This window comes from Paraflavitalea sp. CAU 1676 (genome assembly GCF_029223285.1).
Classification (GTDB): Bacteria; Bacteroidota; Bacteroidia; order Chitinophagales; family Chitinophagaceae; genus Paraflavitalea.
In genome coordinates this window covers 730,976-749,914 of the sequence record NZ_JARHUJ010000004.1, presented here as the reverse complement: position 1 = coordinate 749,914, position 18,939 = coordinate 730,976, and the positions used below count along the sequence as shown (strand labels likewise).

Here is an 18,939-nt window from a genome sequence, read left to right as displayed (position 1 = left end):
CTATCTTTTACAGCTTGTAGCCAATCTTAAAGGAGAACCTGTTGAAGCGGTACGCAAACCGGCCCATTCCCTGCTCGATCTCCACTTCCTTCCTGCTGTATCCAACGCTCATCAGTAAGGCATCCTTGTTCTTCAATGCGAAGTAATAGCCTGCGCCCACATCGTAATACACGCCAGGGTGGAAGATCTTCCAATCGAATTGCTCCTTATTCTTATCATTTTTCTCGGCCATGATCTGGAAACCGCCGTCGGCATACAAGAACGGCGTGCTGGGTTTCGCGAACAGGCTCTTGCGCAGGTCGAGGAATATGGGGAAACTAATATCACGGTAGGCATCCAATCCCAGCCCCGCCCCTATGAACCAGGTCTTGTAGCGAAAGCCATTGACGCTTTGTATCAACAGGCTATTGTAGTTTTCGCCCGCTGCCACGCCGATGCTGTTGATGGAACTAAACCGCCAGGGCGACCTGCTCTTCTCCCCCACGCAATTTGACTGCCCCATAGACCAATAAGCCGCGCAGCAGAGCACTATGGTGATCAATAAAGAACGATTCCGCATACGATCAGTCTTTAGCTATTTTGATCTTACTGAGCAGTTTAATATTCTTTACGTCGGCGTAGTTGTACTGGTACAATCCATCCTGGGCCACTACGATCGCGTGCTTGTTGTAGGCGATCACATCGTACGATTCGAATCCACCGATATGATTGATCTGTTTGAGGTCATTAACATTGCTGGCATCATACACTTTTACACCATCCTTGCCATCGCAAATGAAGAGCAGGTTATTATCCTTCGACAATCCGTGTGGGTTGGTCATGGGATATGTTTTTACCAGAGAGGGACTTGTTGGCTGCTGCACATTCAGGATCTCAAGCTGATTGGTGAATCCCTGGCAAGCCGTTCCCGAACGCAACGTAACATAGGCATAATCTTCATCGGCCACTACGGGGTCGCAGCTGCGTACATGCGAGAAGGTACCCAGTTGCTCCGGCGCGGACGGATTGTTGACATTGAAGATATACATGCCCGATGAAGAGCCAATGAACAGCTTATCCCTGAATGGATAGATGGTTTCTATATTCCAATTGTTCAGCTCTTTCTTTGCTACCAACGAAGGCTGCTGCGGAGTGGAGATGCTGAATGTGTTGAGGGTAGAATTGGTAACCGTGTACAGGTAGTTGTTCATGAGCGTAAAGCGGGCCATGGAACCACCCATACCGCCAAAATTGGGCGAAGCATAATTGCCGGCTCTGTCGGCGCTGGCCAATGAATAAAAGGACTCATACAATATGCGGTACGATTCACAATCGACTGAGGTATCCTTCTTAATCCAGTCTACTATCACTTTCAATGAATCCGGATTAACATTGGCCGGATTGTACTGGTAGTAATACCGGTTCCTGTGCGGGAATACATTGTTCAGGATATTCTTTAGTTTAACATCCTTCGGATCACTGATATCGAGGGTCACCAGATCGCTCCAGGAGTCGGCATAAAGGGTATTTCCTTTCACAGCAAGGTCTACGTTGCCGGCTATATCTATAAAGGAAATGTTGCGCGGTGCAGCCGGATTGGAATTATCAATGACGTGTATGCCTTTTTGCTGCTCGTTGAGGAATATATAGTTGCCGTAGATGTAGAGTTTACCAGGTTCTTTTACCGTTCGGGATGTACCGCTCTTCATGGCCGCTCTTACTTCGGTGAGTGTTTTGTACACCGGCAGGTAAATTGAATAGGTGCGTGTACAATTGTCTTTCAGACAGCCATTCATCGATACTATTGAAATGGCACACACCACCCATAGCAGTAAGCGTTGGTTAATCCATGTCATAACGAAGGGTTTTAAACCTTGACAGCAGAATAACCCCGGCCGTTGCCTGTTCTCTATTTTTTCAACAACACACTGGCGCGCAGGGCCACTGACCACAGGTGCTGACCGGTTGAGAACTCTTTTTGCAGGAGCGGCGTCATGTTATAACGCAATACAGGACCTACCGACAGCGGATGGTTGCCGTTATGGAACAGTTTCACGAAGAAACCGGTAGAGGCTGCCCACTGTACTTTATTGAAGAGGGAATTGTCCTTATAGTATACACCGCCCAATCCGTCGTAATGCAATGCATTCGTATTAAGCAGTTTTGATACCGAGAAGCCAACATCCCAGCCTATGGGCAAACGCTCGCCCTTGTTCAGCTGGGCATGCAGGGTTACGGGGATCTCGAGGAAATGATATTTATTAGTGTACTGTTCTGTGTTATTGCCACCGTAATAGGAGCTCACCATTTGGGAAAATGCTGGCGCCCGGTTTACGGTACGGTTATTCTCCACCTTAGTGCCTACTACCTGGCGGGCGCTGAGGTAAGCATATTGCACCCCTGCGGACAGGCTGAGGCGATTGCTGAGCTTGCGCTGGGCAAAACCGCCAACAGAGAATGACAGCCCCATCGTAAGGTTGGATGCCTTGGTGACGACCGGCCGGGGGAACTGAGGAGCAAAACTGTTCATGGCAAGATCGGCCACAGCTGCTTCCTGGTTAAGCCCAAACAGTCCATCCTGCGTTATACCGGAGGAACCAGCTTCGGCTTGTGCACCGAACTGCCATTTGGATTCTTTGGTACCTGATTTCCTGGATTGTATGTTTTTGGCAACAGACTTTTTATCGGGTGCCTGGGCTGCGGGGATCTGAGTGGCCGGCGCTGTTACAGCGAGGGCTTGCGCTGTATCAACACCTGCACTATCAACAGGCGTTACCTGTGCCAGTGCGGAATCGCCTACCGATACCGTGTTGACCGCAGAATCTACCACCACGGGCAATGCGGTAACGGGTGCGCCAGGGCTCAAAGCAGCTCTGGATGCAGCAGACAAGGGATTTTCGGGCGCCGACTTGTTGGTGGCGAGGCCATTATCCTGATCAGTTTTTTTACCCGACCGGTTGTGGCCATTGCCGGTTTGCTTGCGGCCGCTATCGGGTTTGCGTGTAGCTTTGACCGTAGCCGGGGCCGGTACTATTTTATTAAATATTGTCTTTTCAGGAGTTACTGCTGATGGTTGTTTTATTACAGGTTTTACAGCAGGCGTTGAACTTTCTTTACCAGCTACCGATACCGGCGCTTTTTCTACGGGCTTTACAGCTGGTGCCGTATTGTCGTTCGGGAGCGTGGTGGTTGACTGATTATCAGCAGCAGGCTGCGTAGCAGCAACCGCCTGGTCATTAGTATGTTCTACAGGTGTGTTGGCAGGTGTATTGTTTTCAGTAGCAGTAACAGGAGTAGAATTCTGGCTCGATGGCGTATTGTTTGGTGATACAGGTAATGAGGATTTCTTTACGATCGGCTGATCGATGTGGTGCGCCCCGGGCTTCAGCGTCAGGTAGCCCCCCGCAACGAGCACCAATAAGGCGGCCGGCAGCCATATCAGCATACGGCGGCGGCGCTTTTGAAGGCGGATATTCCTTTCCACCTCCGCCCACACAGTTGTAGATGGACGCAACTTCAGTTGCTCCAGCTTCAGCTGTACCTGTTTTTCAAAATCATGGTCGGACATACGTTTCATTTTTTGTTTCCATATTTTGCTTTCTCAACCAGGTGATGAGCAAAGCACGGGCACGGGCATATTGTGAACGGGAAGTACCTTCGTTGATGCCGAGCATCTTCCCAATTTCTACATGAGAATAACCCTCCACCGCGTGGAGGTTGAAAATAGTTTGGTAACCGGTTGGTAATTGTCGGATCAGCTCTGCAAGGTCTTTGGCCAAAAGGTTCACTTCAGGGTTATCAGACGACACAGGGTGCAGGCTCGTGTCGAAATAAGCCAGGTCGGTTTGGTAGCGGCTGTTCTTTTTGAGGTAATTGAGGGCTGTATTCACCATGATCCTCCGGATCCATCCCCCCAATTCACCTTCAAACTTATATTGATCCAGGTGTTTGAATACTTTGATAAATCCTTCCTGCAACACATCTTCGGCATCGGTCATCGACTTAGTGTACCTATAGCATATACCCAGCATCCCCTCGGCAAAATGCTCGTAGAGCTGTCGCTGGGCGTCCGGTCGGCCCTTGATACAATCTTTAACCAGCCTGTTATAATCCATTTTCTGTACTACACGTGACATTTTACAATTCCAAGACGTTGCACCCGATTCTACTTTTCTGCTTCCCTTGCAAGTTTTTTTGACCTGTATCCCCGGCCTGCCCGGCAACAACCGGCGCCCATTTTGGGGATAATGGAAGAACCTTACCTTTGACCCATGTCAAATTCATTGAAACTCAGGGATAAGCAAGTGATCTGGCATCCATACACTCCACAAAAATACATGCCGGATCCAATTCCCATAGTTAAAGGTGACGGATGTTATTTAACAGATACAGACGGTAACGATTATATCGACGCCATCAGCAGCTGGTGGGTCACCATTCACGGCCATGCTCATCCATATATTGCGGAAAAACTATATGAGCAGGCAAAGACCCTGGAGCAGGTAATTTTTGCCGGTTTTACGCACGAACCCGCGGTTCGGCTGGCAGAACGGCTTTTGGAGAAGCTTCCCGGCGCTATTTCACGCATATTCTATTCTGATAATGGATCTACAGCTACCGAAGTAGCCCTCAAGATGTCGATCCAGTACTGGTGGAACAAAGGCCAGCGGAATCGCAATAAGATATTGGCTTTCAATAACTCGTACCATGGCGACACGTTTGGCGCCATGAGTGTGAGCGAACGAAGCGTTTTTACCCTGGCTTTTCAGGACAAGTTGTTCGAGGTGATCTTTATCGATGTTCACCAGGCAAATTTTGACATATCTCAACTGGATGACCAAGGCATTCCCTGGGAGGAGGTGGCCTGCCTGATTTATGAACCGCTGGTGCAGGGGGCAGGGGGTATGTTGATGTATGAGGCAGCCCGGCTCGATGGCCTGATCGCAAAATGCCAGGCGCATGAGGTGATCTGTATTGCGGACGAAGTGATGACAGGGTTTGGCCGCACCGGTAAGTTATTTGCCTCGCATTACCTGGAGCATCAGCCTGATATCGTTTGCTTGTCGAAGGGACTTACCGGTGGCACGATGGCGTTGGGCGTAACGGCCTGCACACACCGCATTTATGAAGCATTCCTGGAAGAGGATAAACTGAAGACTTTTTTTCATGGTCACTCTTTTACCGCCAACCCGCTGGCCTGCGCCGCTGCGCTGGCCAGTCTGGACCTGTTGGAAAAAGAAACCTGCCAGCAAAACATCGACCGTATCGGCCAGCAACACCAGTCATTTGCCAGCCGGGTAGCTGTTGAATTTCCAGCCATCACTAAGAACATCCGCTGCTGCGGTACCCTGTTTGCCTTTGAACTGGTGCTGGGTAAAGATGAATACCTGAACAATATCGGCCGGGAGATCACGCAAAAAGCGCTGAGCCGTGGCGTTTATTTACGTCCATTGGGTAATACCGTTTACCTGATGCCTCCCTACTGCATTACGGAAGTGGAACTGGAAAAGGTGTATTTAACAATTAATGAAATACTGGGTGAACTGAATGCGGTTAACTGAGTTTTTTGATCACCTTTTCCACGCGTTTGCGTTTGGTGTCTTTGTCAATATCATCGAGTCTTGACTGCAGTGTTTTAATGAACAGCGCTTTGTTTTTGTCCAGGATGACAGGCATTGCTTTCTCGGCGTACATGGGGAGTTGGTTGACAGGGCTACTTACCAATAGCTCTATCAACAGGGGAAATGCATCGTCCTGGTATTTCTTCACGCTGTATAGATTGATCAGGATGTTCACCGCATGGTCTTTGGTGATCACCGATCTTTTATCGGCCGCTTCGAGTATGGCAGGTAGTGCTGCGTATATTTCTTTGGGATTTTCGAGGGTAATGGCGCTTAGCGCGGTCATGGCGCCCCATTGCAGCCGGTTGTTCTTATGACCGAGCAGGGCAATGAACTGAGGGGCGTAGGCAGCTATGAGCGCCGGTTTATGTTCGCCGATCTCATACAATACTTTGATGCAATCGCTTTGTATATCCTTGTTTTTGTGGTGCAGGTTATCGACGAGTTCTTTCACGGCTTTCGCATCGTTTTTCTTTACGATGGCATGTGCCAACTCCTGGTTGGGCACTTCATCGCGGCGGCCAAGGACAGATGCCAGTTTATCCAGTACGCTCATATAACAATTTCAGTAAAGGTAATATAAACGACAAACGGCCCCGAAGGGCCGCCTGGATCTGCTATAAACAGGATGTTTTAGATCTTGATGGGCACTGATACCTGGGTTTGATCCCACTCGATGATCAGGTCATTTTTAGGCGTAAAGCGGATCGTGTGCTGCTCTACTACATTTTCCAGGTGCTTTACGGGCACTTTTACCTGTAGTACATCGCTGCCTTTGATCTCGTTGTATTTGTAGGCGCCCCACTGTTTCAGCTGACTGTTCAGGATCACGGTCCACTCTTTTTCATCAGGAATGGTGAACAAAGAATAGGTACCCGCTTTTACCGGCTTACCGCCGAAGGTGGCATCTTTGGTAAATGTGATCTCCGTGGCCTGGTCGGCACCGGTGCGCCATACATTGCCGAACTTTTCAAGTCCGCCAAAGATCACGCGTCCTTTCTTGTAAGGACGGCCATAAGTTACTTTGATATCTTTTACTGCCACCGTATCATGCGGACTTGCCTTACCCTGGGCAGCTGCTTCGGTCGACAACAACATGGTGCCGGCAAAAGCCATGGCAGCCAGAAATAGTAGTTTTTTCATACAACGTGTTTATTAGTGTTTCGTGAATTTAAGTGATCAGGGAATGGATTCCAGCTTTTTTTTGAGGGCACCCAAAGATTGCTCCATAGGAGGCCCTAATTGCTTATCAAAAATGATGCTACCAAATTTTTCCCAGGGGTACCACCGAAGTTTAAAATCGAAATACCATTGAACTACAGTGGTGTTATCTATGGTATGCAGGGTGAAACCACTTGCAATTTCGCGGCCACCCTCCTGCTTCCAGTTGGTAGTGATGGTGTCGGTCTTTACCTCTTTTAATGCTACCTGCAGTCCATCGCTGGTGAAAGTATTTGCCGACCAGGCGGGGTTGACGACGGTAGCGGCGGTGGTGAGGCCATTCCACTGCTTCCATTGGCGCAAGTCAGTGAGGTAATGCTGTATGCTGTCTTTGGGTGCGGTGATATTGACTGCCCTCGAGATGCGGATATAACCGGGTATCAGCAAGGATATTCCGAACACGATGAGGAACAATACGACAAAACTGATCAATCCTAATTTAACGATGCGCATATTGGATATTTAATAAACTGGACTTATTCCCACTTGAATACTTTCACTGCTCCTGCATAGGCCACCACGCCCCAAATGGCGAGTACTCCGATCTGCGTTCCGCAATCGGTCAGGTGCGCCCCTTCGAAGGCGATATTCCGCATAGCGTCGTTCATATGGGTAAGGGGCAATATGCGGCAAAGCGGCTGCAGCCAGGAAGGGAAATTATCGATCGAGAAAAAGGTGCCTGCCAGCAGGAACTGCGGCAAAGTGAACAGGTTGGCCAGGGGTGGTATGACGCTTTCGTTCTTGGCCACACCGCTCACGACAAAACCAAAGCCCATGAATACGATCAATCCGATAAAGCTCAGGATGAGGAGTTCGATCATGGTGAGCACCCCATGAATGAGGGTGAACTTGAAGAAGAAATGTCCCACGAGCAATATCACCACGGCGGTGATCATTTGAAAGATAACCCGACTGAGGCCTTCACCCAATATGATATAAGAACGTTTGATGGGCGTAGCAAAGAAGCGTTTCAACACCAGGGTTTGGCGCAGATTGAAGAAGATAAATGCCACACCAAATATTCCGGCACTCATGAGTGAAAAACCAAGCTGACCGGGCAAGATAAAATCGATGGTGCGATACACACGGCCGGGCACCATCTCGACCTGTTTGTCGATCGCCACCAATGTGTGCTTTTTGCCATAGAGTGCTTCATCCACTGACCTTACTTTCGACTCAAATATGGATCTCAATATTTCGAGGTTCTGTGGATTTACCGCACCGGAGCTCTTGAAGCTTAGCTTGTAGTCTGATAAACTATCGTTGCTTTTCTGAATGTTAAGGATGGCTGTAATACGGCCTTTCTCCAGGTCTTCCAGCAGTTCTTTCTCGCCTTTGTTCACTATGCGGATACCAGGTGCTTTCTGAATATTAGTATAGATAGGCGAAGTGGTATCGGCCTTTTTATCGAATGCGATGCGTACATTGATGCCTCCGCCGCCGCCAATGAAGCCAAACACCAATATGAATACCATTGGGAAGGCAAAACTGAAGATCACAGCACTCGGGCTTCTGAACACGGCTTTCAGGCTGGCTCTGGTAATGGCCAGCATTCCCCGGAACTGATTGTATGGTTGCGGCATATGGGGTCCTGTAGTTAAATGAGCAGCAAAACTATGGCTTACGAAGGGAAATATCTTAATCTATCGAAAAATCGAAAGGTAGTCTTGCCTGCGACACACCCACCATAGCCTTTGCCCTTTTAAGGGTATTGTAGGTTTTCATACCCTCGGCACCTAGTTCTTCCCGGATGGCCGACTGCTTTGCATTTTGCTGGTAATCACCGAATATCAACTCGAAGATATTACGCGGCTCGGGAAACTCTTTTAGTCCATAACCTGATACTTTAGCCAGTTTCGCGGCTGCTTCGATGGCTTCATCGAGACCACCGATGCGGTCGACCAGGCCGAGTTCTACGGCACGCGACCCGCTCCAGATGCGTCCCTGGCCAATGCTGTCGATGTATTCGACGCTCTTTTTGCGGCCGGCGGCTACGCGTTGCTTAAAGGTTTGGTAGATGGTATCAACGTCGTTCTGTAAATATTGTCTTTGTGCCGGTGTGAGTGGTTTGGATACCGACAGTGCATCTGCGTCGGGGGAGGTTTTAACGCCGTCGAAGGTCATACCCAGTTTGTTCTTAAAGAAGCTTTGCATATTGGGCAGCAGGGTGAACACACCGATGGAGCCGGTGATGGTATTGGGCTGTGCAAATATGCTATCGGCACCACAGGCCATGTAATAACCACCTGATGCCGCCACATCGCCAAAACTCACAATGACGGGTTTATCCTGCCGGGCCACCGCGATTTCGCGCCACATGTTCTCACTCGCCATGGCGCTGCCGCCTCCTGAATTAATCCTTATTACAATGGCCTTGATCTCGGTATCGAGCCGGGCTTTGCGGATGAGGTTGCGGTAGGTATCGCCGCCAATGTTCTCCTGGTCGCCTTTGCCATCTACGATATCGCCTTCGGCATAGATCACGGCGATCTTCTTTTCGCCGGTGGCTTTATAGTTAACGGCCATGGCATATTTGCCAAGGCTTACAAAATTGATCTTGTCGTATTTGCTCACAGAGAGCTTTTCCTTGATCTCGTCTTTCACTTCATCGTCGTACTTCAATCCATCGACGAGTTTATACTGAAGTGCATCGTTGGCAAACTGTATGCGGTTTTCGTTGGCATACTGGTGCAACAGGGCGGTATCGAGCTTACGTGTTGCGGACGTTTGCAACAGGAAGTGTCCGTACAGGTCATTGAGGATAACAGTAGATTGCAATCTGTTGGCATCGGTCATTTTTTCTTCGCGGAATGGTTCGGTAGCGCTCTTGAACTTTCCGGCATAGAATATCTGTGGTTCAATCTCCAGTTTTTGCAGGGTGCCTTTCAGGTATACCATCTGCATGGAGAAGCCGCGCCAGTCGAGCCCACCCTTGGGATTGCAATACACTTTATTGGCAACATTGGCCACGTAGTAAGCGTTTTGGTTGATCACGTCGGCATAGGCATAGATGAACTTACCCCCTGCTTTGAAATCGAGCAGGGCCTGGCGCAATTCATCGCCCGTTGCAAAACCATTACTGTTGGTTCCACAATTAATATAGATCCCCTTCACGGACGAATCGGATTTGGCATAGCGGATGAGGCGTACCACTTCGTATAAAGCCGGTGTTGAATACTGTTCTTTGCCCCCCAGGCCGGCGAGTGGGTTTTCTTTTTTGACTTCCGTAAATGGTTGCGAAAGATCGAGCATCAATACGGCTTTGGAACCGGTTGACTCCTTTTTGGGTGTGGCGAGGCCACTCAAAAAACCAATCGTGATGAACATCATGATCACGGTAAACAAAAAAAGTGCGGCCAGGGATGCCAGAAATATTTTCAGGAAGCTATTCATCAACTAATTGATTTTAATACAAAATTCAAAGATATTTGACCCTTCGACGGGATGCAATATATGAATAAAGCGTATTTACTGATAGGCGGCAACGTAGGCAACAGGCAGCAAAACCTGCACCAGGCTGTAAAAGCCATCGATGAACGCTGCGGAAGCGTTCGGCAGCAATCGGCATTGTATGAAACAGCCGCCTGGGGTAAAACCGACCAGCAGGCCTTCCTCAACCAGGCTTTACGGATCGAAACGCACTTTTCAGCACCCGAACTGCTCCACCACGTGCTGGAAGTGGAAACATCCCTGGGGCGGGTGCGGGATGAAAGGTATGGGCCGCGCATTATCGACATTGATATAATCTTTTTTAATAATGACATTATCGACCTGCCGTCGCTCACCATCCCCCATCCGGAAGTGCAGAACCGGCGGTTTGCCCTGGCGCCGCTGGAAGAGATAGCGCCGCAGCTGATGCACCCGGTTTTACACAAATCCATCCATCAATTATTGCTGGAATGCCCGGACACGCTCGAGGTTCAGCGATTAAAAGACTGAGATAAGCCAGGAATGATTGCTGCCTGGCGTCGTTTGCAGCCGGTGGCAGCTGCCCAAGCAGGTGATAAACCACAAAGCGGCTGATAACTGGCCCGTTACAGGATCGATTGCGTATTTCCCCCAGACTTTTCCACAAATTATGATCACCCGATAAAGGTGTGTATCCATTTCCTTTATTTTGACGGGCGTTGACGTTTCCCGCAATCAATATATGAACTATCACTTTATCACCATCGAAGGCAATATAGGGGCGGGTAAAACCACCTTATCTCATTTACTGGCCAAAAAGTACAACGCGCGATTGATCCTGGAAGCTTTTGCTGACAATCCTTTCCTCAGCAAGTTCTATGAAAACCCCGCCCAGTATGCTTTTCCGCTCGAATTGTTCTTCATGGCCGAAAGGTATAAGCAACTGAAAGAACTCATTCATACGAAAGACCTCTTCCAGAGCGTCACCGTTACTGACTACCTGTTTACCAAATGCCTGTTGTTTGCCAAGGTGAACCTGCCCGAAGAAGAATTTCGTCTTTACCAGAAGCTGTTTGAGATCATTCACCAGCAGATCACCCAACCGGAGATCCTGATATACCTGCACGCGCCTGTCAATAAACTGCAAATAAATATCCGCAAGCGAAACCGGTCATACGAGCAGAACATCCCCGACGAATATCTTTTCAGAATACAGGAGACCTATACGCATTACATCAAACAGCACAATATGAAGACGCTGTTTGTGGATGCGAGCAATGCCGATTTCCTGGGCAATGAAAAGCATTTAAAAGTGATCACGGATGCCCTGGAAAAGGACTACGACTACGGACAGCATTACCTTACTTTGCCGTAATTTTTTATTTTTGCGGGCATGGATACCGATCTTCAAAGTCAGAACAGCCCCTTCGCCTCTGTACGCATCAAAGAATTTCGCTACTTCATCATTCAACGGTTCTTCTTCATTATGGCCATGCGCATGGTGGCCACGCTGGTATTGTGGAAGATCTACCTGCTTACGAAAGACCCCTTACAGGTTTCGCTGATCGGTCTATCGGAAGCTATTCCTGCCATTACGATGGCCCTTTACTCGGGCCATATCGTCGATAAAAGCGACAAACGCACCCTCCTGTTCCGCACTATACTCTTATACCTGCTGTGTGTTACCGGATTGCTCTTCATAACTTTCCAAAGCGTTGAGGTGAGTATGGGCAAGCGCTTTGTGCAACTGGGTATTTACCTGATCATTTTCTGTACCGGTTTTATCCGTTCCTTTTCGGGTCCTACCTCCAGCTCTATCCTTGCTCAACTGGTTCCAAAGCCTCTGTTACCAAATGCTGTGACCTGGAGCTCCACTACCTGGCTTACCGGCTCGGTGCTGGGGCATGGATCGGCGGGATTGCTGATCGCCTACCTCGGTTATTCGGTTACCTTCTCGATCATTATGGGCTACCTGGTCATTTCGGCCATCTGCATCTGGCTCATCAAACCCAAACCCATCCTGCATAAGAACAGTGAGCAAAAGACCTGGGAGAGTGTTAAGGAAGGATTGAAATATGTGTTTGCCACGAAAGAACTGCTGGGGGCTCTTACGCTCGATATGTTTGCCGTACTGTTTGGCGGCGCAGTGGCCATGATCCCTTTCTTTGCCGGCGAGATACTGCATGTAGGTCCCATTGGTTTTGGATGGCTCAATGCTGCCACCGATATCGGCGCCATCAGTGTGATCGTTACGCTTACATTTTTCCCACTGCGCAAAAAGCAGGGCCTCACCCTGCTGTATGTGGTGGCGGGTTATGGTTTGTGTATTATCGTGTTTGGTTTCTCGAAGATATTCTGGCTTTCATTCCTTGCTTTGCTCATCAGCGGCATTCTCGATGGCATCAGTGTGGTGGTGCGGGGCACCATATTGCAATTGAAAACGCCCGATAATATGCGCGGGCGGGTTTCGTCGGTGAACTCGATGTTCATCAATTCATCGAATGAGATTGGCCAGGTGGAAAGCGGGCTGGCTGCACGGGCTATGGGCGTAGTGCCTTCTGTTATCTTTGGCGGCACCATGACCTTGCTGGTGGTGATGGCCATGTGGTTCAAAGCCCCTACCCTGCGGAAGTTTGAATACTAAGTAATAGTCAGACAGCAGTTAAAATGCCTCACCGCCTGAGCGGGGTTTTGCAGGCTGCTCACAGAGCGGCGCTGTTCTGCGGGCGTTTCTATTATTCTTTCACCAACTGATGGAGCTGTTTGCGATCGCCCACGATCCACACTACATCATCCCACTCGAAGATGGTGGTTGAATCGGGATTGAGGATGCGTTCTCCATTGCGTTCGATGCCTACGACCAATCCGTTCACTTTTTCGCGGATGCCGGAGTTGCGGATCGATTGGCCGCGAAGGGCGGTATGCTCGTCGATGATCAGTTTATTGAGGGTAATATCTTCGCGGGCGATCTGCTTTTCTTCTGGTATGACCTCTGTTTCCACGACCTTACGGAATTTCTCCAGCTGCACATCGGTACCGATCACTGATATCTTATCGTACGGAAATATCTTTTCAAATCGGGTGGGTGCATAGACGGTGCGTTTGCCTCTTTCGATGGAGGCGATGTTCACGCCGTATTGTTCGCGCCAGGCCAATTCCTGCAAGGTATTGCCGATGACGCTCGATTCGGGCTGGATCGTGAAATAGGCAATGTGTGCATCCCAGGGCGAAAGGTGGGGCAATCCATGGGTGGCGCCTTCACGTTCGTGAAGGTTGGACAAGAACCTTTTCTCGATACGTGAATAGAACGATTGCAGTCTGCGCGAAAAGATGAGCAGTACCACGATGATCACGGGCAGCACCGCCAGCACCGCGATCATTGCCGTGAACAGGCGATCTACCAGGAAACCTACCAGCACTACCAGCAGCACGTTACGCACTACTTCGAGCATTACGAGCGGTCCATGGTTGTATTTTTTATCGAGCCAAAGGTTGGCATAGGCAAAGGAATGCAGGCGGCGGATGGCCAGGGCCCAGAGGAAGGGGGCTATGGCCACCAGCGTAATAAAGCACGTGATCACCGCAGCGACGGTTTCGCTGTTGACAGAAGATGCTATCAATGGCAGCAGGAAGCGTTGTGATAACAACACGATCGCCAATACTATGACGGAGTTGATCACCATAATAGTGATATAAGAACGCAATACGATCTTCCAATCGCTCTCGGCCTGGATAGTTTGCGCACCGGTACCGTATTGATTGATGGCCACCTTCCACCGCATGGGCAGGCGCGCCTCTATCCAATGATACAGCGGCTCGGAAAACTTGATCAGGTAAGGCGTGGTAAAGGTCGTGATCGCCGAGATGGCTACCGCAATGGGATACAAAAAGCCGCTTGTTACATTGAGGGTAAGTCCGAGGGATGCGATGATGAACGAGAACTCTCCTATTTGCGCGAGGCTCATGCCCGATTGCAGTGATTGCTTCAGCGGCTGGCCCGATAACAAAGCCCCGGCTGTTGTGCTCAGGACTTTGCCAATAATGGTGGCCACGGTGAGGATGAGCACCGGCCATTTGTATTCAATGATGGTACCGGGGTCGAAGATGATACCGACCGACACGAAGAATACAGCGGCAAACAGGTCTTTCACTGGCTTCACAAGGTGCTCGATGCGCTCGGCCATGGTGGTCTCGGCGAGGATGGACCCCATTACAAAGGCCCCGAGTTCGGGCGAGAATCCTACACTGGTTGCCAGCACGACCATACCAAGGCAGAGGCCGAGTGATACAATGAGGAGTGTTTCTTCGCTCATGAGCTTACGGGCCTTTTGCAGAAAAGTCGGCAACAGGAAGATGCCGGCCAGGAACCATACGGCCAGGAAGAAAACAAGTTTGGCGAGGGAAATGAGCATTTCACCGCCAGCGAATTGCTGGCTTACGGCCAGGGTGGAAAGGATCACCATCAATAAGATGGCTACCAGGTCTTCGACGATGAGCACGCCAAACACGATGCCTGCAAAGCGCTGGCTCTTGATGCCCAGTTCTTCGAAAGCGCGGATAATGATGGTTGTTGATGAAATGGATAATATACCACCGAGAAAGATGCTATCCATGGTTGACCAGCCCATGAGGCGGCCCACGAGGAAGCCGACCAACAGCATGCCTGCAATTTCGACGATGGCGGTAATGGAGGCCGTGCCGCCGATGCGCACCAACTTTTTGAAACTGAATTCAAGTCCGAGGTTGAACAAGAGGAACACCACACCGATCTTGGCCCATACTTCCACATTGGCTTCATCGGAGATGGTGGGCGTCCAGGGTACATTGTGACCGACCAGCAGGCCTGCCAGGATATAACCCAATACCACCGGCTGTTTCAGGCGTCTGAAAATAAGCGTGGTGATACCGGCTACACCCAATATGAGGGCGAGGTCTACAATCAGGTCAGGTAAATGCATGGGCGGTTGGTTTATGATCGTCTTTGGTAACTAGATCCTATTCTTAGCAATAGCTGAATTATACAAAAAATATTGTCTTGTTGTTGGGAGGCAGCGGCTATTTTCCTGTTTTATTTTCCGCCTGCTGTATCAGGTTTTCCATGACATGGTATACAGCAGGACAAAAGCTTGCATTTTTCAGGGTAAGTTGTGGTCTTTTCAACAACACATCTTCGTCTGTATAGGGAAAACGCTCGCAATCGGAAGGACGCTCATCATAGATGGAGCAAAAATTATCATCGCCGAGAAAGGGACAGGGTGTCGATTTCACGACGTAATCGCCTTCTTCATCGAGGCGGAGATAGGTTTCTATAAATACGCTTTCCTTCATTCTAAGGTGTTTGCTGATACGCTTGATATCCGGTGTTTTGAAGCGCGGCGAATAGTTCTTGCAACAGGCTGCGCATTGCAAACAATCGATGTGGCTGAATGCCTCTTCGTGCAAATCGGGCAATTGTTTCAACACTTTGTTCTTATCGGCCTGCTTCAGGAACCGCCCGTACTGCTTTTGATTGGCAGCCGCCTTCTTTTTCCAGTTATCGTTGATGGGTATCTGCATCCGCTAAATCATTCCACAAGAGCCAATTATACGCTCCGGCAGATTAATGGACCATTAGAATGTGATTAGAATTATTTACGCCTGCAAGTTACTGAACCGGGCCAGCATTACATGGTACTTTTTTTGAATTGACGGGGGCATGGGTACACTTCATCAGCAATTACTGGTGTTGATCACCACGCCGCTTTATGCCATCATCATTGGCACCGAGATCATTTTAAGCAACCTGCACCATACCCACAGCTATCGCCGGCGCGATACCATCCAGAACTTCGCCCTCAGTATTTGTAGCGGCGTTGTAGACCTGGTGATGCGGGGAGTGAGTTTTGCCCTGCTGAGTTTCTTTTTTGGCGTTGCATTCACACATTTGAGCCACTCCTGGATGTATTGGGTGGGCCTGCTGCTGGTGGTGGATATGATGCATTACTGGCTGCACCGTTTAAGCCATACCTGCCGGCTTTTCTGGGCGGTGCATGTGAACCACCACTCTTCGGCCCAGTTCAATTTTACGGTGGGTTTCCGGGCCGGGGTGATGGAACCCTTGTATCGCTTTGCGTTCTTTATTCCTGTTGCGCTGGCGGGTTTTCAGCCGGCCGATATCCTGCTGGTTTATTCCATTACCGAAATATGGGCTATCCTCACCCATACCGAAAAAGTGCGCAAACTGGGATGGCTCGAATACGTGCTCGTTACCCCCTCTCACCACCGGGTACACCATGCTTCCAACACCCGGTACCTCGACCGGAATATGGGATCTGTTTTTATTTTTTGGGACAAGCTATTCGGCACGTTTCAACCGGAATTACCGGCCCTGCAGTATGAACCCATCCGTTATGGGCTGAAAACACCGATGCAGGATGATACCCTGTCTACCGTCATCTTTCATGAATGGGCCGATATATGGCAGGATGTACGCCAGCCCGGTATCAACTGGAAACAACGGTTGGGGTATGTATTTGGTCCGCCTGGCTGGAGCCACAATGGCAGCCGGCATACGAGCAAGGAGCTCAGGGCCATCGAAGCAGTCGATAATACGTTGATACAAGCTGGAAATGGGTGATCAGTTATCCTGTCCACTTATCATGATCGCCACATGAATTTTATGATGTATATAAATTCTAATCTATGTAGACTGCACACAAACGGGTACCGCTTAATTTTTGACAATTCATTTACCATCGGATGCTTACTTTTGTTGCCGCATGGATTCATTACGGGAACAAATACTCATCCTTATCAGCACCCCGATCTACCTCATCATCATCGGGCTGGAGATCTTATTGAGCAATTACCGCCATCGCAAATCATATACCTGGAAAGACACTGCCATCAACTGTTACCTGATGCTGGCCAATGGCGCGATCGACCTGCTGTTCAGGGGCGCTTACCTGGTGATCCTCGATTATTTTTACCGGCATCATATCTTCTCCTTCAGTCATGTGGTGGTATACTGGTTCATGCTGGTGTTGCTGGAAGACTTCCTGTATTACTGGCTGCACCGCTTCGATCATGAGATACGCCTGTTCTGGGCGGTGCATGTAACGCACCACTCGTCGGAGCACATGAACTTCACCGTGGGATTCCGCTCTTCGGTGTTTCAACCTTTGTATCGTTTCATTTATTTTATACCGCTGGCGCTGATGGGCTTTTCGCCGATCGACATCGTATTCGTTTATTCTGCCACGCAGATCTGGGGCATTTTTGTGCATACCGAACTGATCCATAAAATGGGTTGGCTGGAACATATCCTGGTGACGCCTTCGCACCACCGGGTACACCATGCTTCGAATGCCAGGTACCTCGATAAGAACATGGGCATGTTCCTGATCATCTGGGATAAGCTGTTTGGCACATTCCAGGCCGAACTGCCGGCTACTGAATACCAACCCATCCGGTACGGGCTCACCAGCAAGCCGACGGAGAAGGAGACGCCCGTTACGGTCGTATTTCACGAATGGCAAAACATCTTCAAGGATATTTCCCGCACCGATATTGGCTGGCGGGAGAAATGGGGGTATGTATTCGGTCCTCCGGGCTGGAGCCACGATGGCAGCCGCCTCACGAGCGAGCAAATGAGGGAGGAAGAGGCAGGTACCCTGCCCGAGCTCCAGGAGGATCCGATTGCCGTTAAAGCTTCGGGCCAGTAATTACCTTCCGGCCATAAGGCCAAAGAATTTATAAAAGTCCCAGCTTTGGTAGATATAGATCGCCACCATGGTGAGTGAGAACATGAACCACAGGCTGATCGAGAATAGGCTTACCAGGAAGGATTTAGTACGCAATGCGGGCGTTCGAAACTGAAAGAATCCATTATAACACCACCACAGATACAGGACTTGCAACAGCATTCCCAGAAAGGGTAATTTGGCCCCCAACGAATCGTTCTTCAGCATCGCTTTCAGTGGAAAGATCAATACCACCAGCACCAGGTTACTGAACACTACGAACATCATATTAGCAGTGAGGTGTTCGGCAAAGTTGAACCCACGGCGGTAAAAGAACAACCAGGATATAAAAGCTATCAGCGGTACGGCTACCATGGCTACGATGTTGGCTTTGGAGGTCAGAAAATGCCGTACGTTATTGGCTCGGTGTAGTATACTCACATACCGTTCGCGGCCTTCGGCGGTGGGAATGCGGGCCAGTACCTCCTGATCGGGCCTTGCTTCCGGCACGGCCTTTACGAAAAAGGGATCTACCAATACGTAGATCGCCATCACGATGAGGAAGAAGGTAAATGGGTTGAAGTAGGCTTTGCGTTTGCCCTGCAGATATTCCCGGGCGGTAGTGCCTGGCCTGGTGGCGAGGCATTTCAGCAGGTGGAAGATGCCTTTGTCGGTATGGGTAAAGGCATGAAAGAACTCGTGCAGGAAGTGGGGTATGGAAAACCGGTGTATGGCGGCCTGCTGGCCGCATTTGGCGCAATAGCGCTGGTTCTCGGACAAGTTCGACTGACAGTTTAAGCAGTTGTTGGTATGCATGGGTTAGCAGCTTGGCTCCCTAATGTAAGCAAATAACGCTTTCGGCCCGCAACTGTGTCGTAAACAAGGTTGTAGTACGCCCGTCCTGAATTGAGTATCCCGTTGCGCCCCCATTCCTCCCTTTCTCCGACCGATTATCCTTTTGAGGTCTATATTTACCTCTTGCAGAAGCT

At 49.6% G+C, this 18,939-nt stretch carries 18 protein-coding genes; 6 read left to right on the top strand and 12 right to left on the bottom strand.

The features are described from left to right. Positions 1-7: 7 nt before the first annotated feature. From P2H89_RS16050 to P2H89_RS16035, 4 genes are read right to left on the bottom strand one after another with little or no spacing between them, the layout of a single operon-like run. Positions 8-559, bottom strand: coding sequence for a hypothetical protein (locus P2H89_RS16050; protein WP_275828574.1), 552 nt, complete (start codon positions 557-559; stop codon positions 8-10). 4 nt (positions 560-563) lie between these two features. Next, positions 564-1,835: a hypothetical protein gene (locus P2H89_RS16045; protein WP_275828572.1), complete on the bottom strand. Its 1,272-nt coding sequence runs from the start codon at positions 1,833-1,835 to the stop codon at positions 564-566. Between the two features lie 53 nt (positions 1,836-1,888). After that, positions 1,889-3,556 (bottom strand): hypothetical protein, encoded by a 1,668-nt coding sequence (locus P2H89_RS16040; protein WP_275828570.1) that lies wholly within the window; start codon positions 3,554-3,556, stop codon positions 1,889-1,891. Further along, the gene (locus tag P2H89_RS16035; protein WP_275828568.1) at positions 3,534-4,115 is read right to left on the bottom strand and encodes an RNA polymerase sigma factor; all 582 of its coding nucleotides are present in this window, start codon (positions 4,113-4,115) and stop codon (positions 3,534-3,536) included. The genes P2H89_RS16040 and P2H89_RS16035 overlap by 23 nt, the downstream gene beginning before the upstream one ends. 135 nt (positions 4,116-4,250) lie before the next feature. On the opposite strand from P2H89_RS16035, the gene bioA reads away from it, so the two are divergent. After that, the gene (gene bioA / locus P2H89_RS16030) at positions 4,251-5,540 is read left to right on the top strand and encodes an adenosylmethionine--8-amino-7-oxononanoate transaminase (RefSeq protein WP_275828566.1); all 1,290 of its coding nucleotides are present in this window, start codon (positions 4,251-4,253) and stop codon (positions 5,538-5,540) included. Here bioA and P2H89_RS16025 read toward each other — a convergent pair. The 5 genes from P2H89_RS16025 to sppA form a co-directional block, all read right to left on the bottom strand. Continuing rightward, positions 5,533-6,156, bottom strand: coding sequence for a hypothetical protein (locus tag P2H89_RS16025; RefSeq protein WP_275828564.1), 624 nt, complete (start codon positions 6,154-6,156; stop codon positions 5,533-5,535). The two genes, bioA and P2H89_RS16025, sit on opposite strands and share 8 nt — an antisense overlap. A 77-nt stretch (positions 6,157-6,233) precedes the next feature. Further along, on the bottom strand, positions 6,234-6,743 hold the full coding sequence (locus tag P2H89_RS16020) for a DUF2911 domain-containing protein (protein WP_275828562.1): 510 nt from the start codon (positions 6,741-6,743) through the stop codon (positions 6,234-6,236). Between the two features lie 36 nt (positions 6,744-6,779). Beyond that, positions 6,780-7,274, bottom strand: a complete 495-nt coding sequence (locus P2H89_RS16015) for an SRPBCC family protein (protein ID WP_275828560.1) — start codon at positions 7,272-7,274, stop codon at positions 6,780-6,782. A gap of 23 nt (positions 7,275-7,297) precedes the next feature. Then, positions 7,298-8,404: an ABC transporter permease gene (locus P2H89_RS16010; RefSeq protein WP_275828558.1), complete on the bottom strand. Its 1,107-nt coding sequence runs from the start codon at positions 8,402-8,404 to the stop codon at positions 7,298-7,300. Positions 8,405-8,459: 55 nt separating this feature from the next. Then, the gene (gene sppA / locus P2H89_RS16005; RefSeq protein ID WP_275828556.1) at positions 8,460-10,214 is read right to left on the bottom strand and encodes a signal peptide peptidase SppA; all 1,755 of its coding nucleotides are present in this window, start codon (positions 10,212-10,214) and stop codon (positions 8,460-8,462) included. Between the two features lie 60 nt (positions 10,215-10,274). Here sppA and folK point away from each other — a divergent pair, with 60 nt between their 5' ends. From folK to P2H89_RS15990, 3 genes are all read left to right on the top strand, one after another. Next, the gene (folK, locus tag P2H89_RS16000; protein WP_275828554.1) at positions 10,275-10,760 is read left to right on the top strand and encodes a 2-amino-4-hydroxy-6-hydroxymethyldihydropteridine diphosphokinase; all 486 of its coding nucleotides are present in this window, start codon (positions 10,275-10,277) and stop codon (positions 10,758-10,760) included. A 211-nt stretch (positions 10,761-10,971) separates the two neighbouring features. Continuing rightward, complete coding sequence (locus P2H89_RS15995; protein ID WP_275828552.1) at positions 10,972-11,604, top strand: deoxynucleoside kinase; 633 nt, start codon at positions 10,972-10,974, stop codon at positions 11,602-11,604. A gap of 18 nt (positions 11,605-11,622) precedes the next feature. Beyond that, positions 11,623-12,873 carry an MFS transporter gene (locus P2H89_RS15990; protein ID WP_275828550.1) on the top strand — a complete coding sequence of 417 codons (1,251 nt, stop codon included), beginning with the start codon at positions 11,623-11,625 and terminating at the stop codon, positions 12,871-12,873. A 91-nt stretch (positions 12,874-12,964) separates the two neighbouring features. Here the strand turns inward: P2H89_RS15990 and P2H89_RS15985 are convergent, their stop codons facing one another. Beyond that, positions 12,965-15,187, bottom strand: coding sequence for a cation:proton antiporter (locus tag P2H89_RS15985; RefSeq protein ID WP_275828548.1), 2,223 nt, complete (start codon positions 15,185-15,187; stop codon positions 12,965-12,967). 97 nt (positions 15,188-15,284) lie between these two features. Then, complete coding sequence (locus P2H89_RS15980; protein ID WP_275828546.1) at positions 15,285-15,785, bottom strand: YkgJ family cysteine cluster protein; 501 nt, start codon at positions 15,783-15,785, stop codon at positions 15,285-15,287. 139 nt (positions 15,786-15,924) lie between these two features. On the opposite strand from P2H89_RS15980, the gene P2H89_RS15975 reads away from it, so the two are divergent. Both P2H89_RS15975 and P2H89_RS15970 read left to right on the top strand, forming a co-directional pair. Further along, positions 15,925-16,845: a sterol desaturase family protein gene (locus P2H89_RS15975; protein ID WP_275828544.1), complete on the top strand. Its 921-nt coding sequence runs from the start codon at positions 15,925-15,927 to the stop codon at positions 16,843-16,845. 142 nt (positions 16,846-16,987) lie between these two features. Further along, positions 16,988-17,932 (top strand): sterol desaturase family protein, encoded by a 945-nt coding sequence (locus P2H89_RS15970; protein WP_275828542.1) that lies wholly within the window; start codon positions 16,988-16,990, stop codon positions 17,930-17,932. On the opposite strand, the gene P2H89_RS15965 is transcribed toward P2H89_RS15970, so the two are convergent. Continuing rightward, positions 17,933-18,766, bottom strand: a complete 834-nt coding sequence (locus P2H89_RS15965) for a DUF3667 domain-containing protein (RefSeq protein WP_275828540.1) — start codon at positions 18,764-18,766, stop codon at positions 17,933-17,935. Between the last annotated feature and the right edge of the window lie 173 nt (positions 18,767-18,939).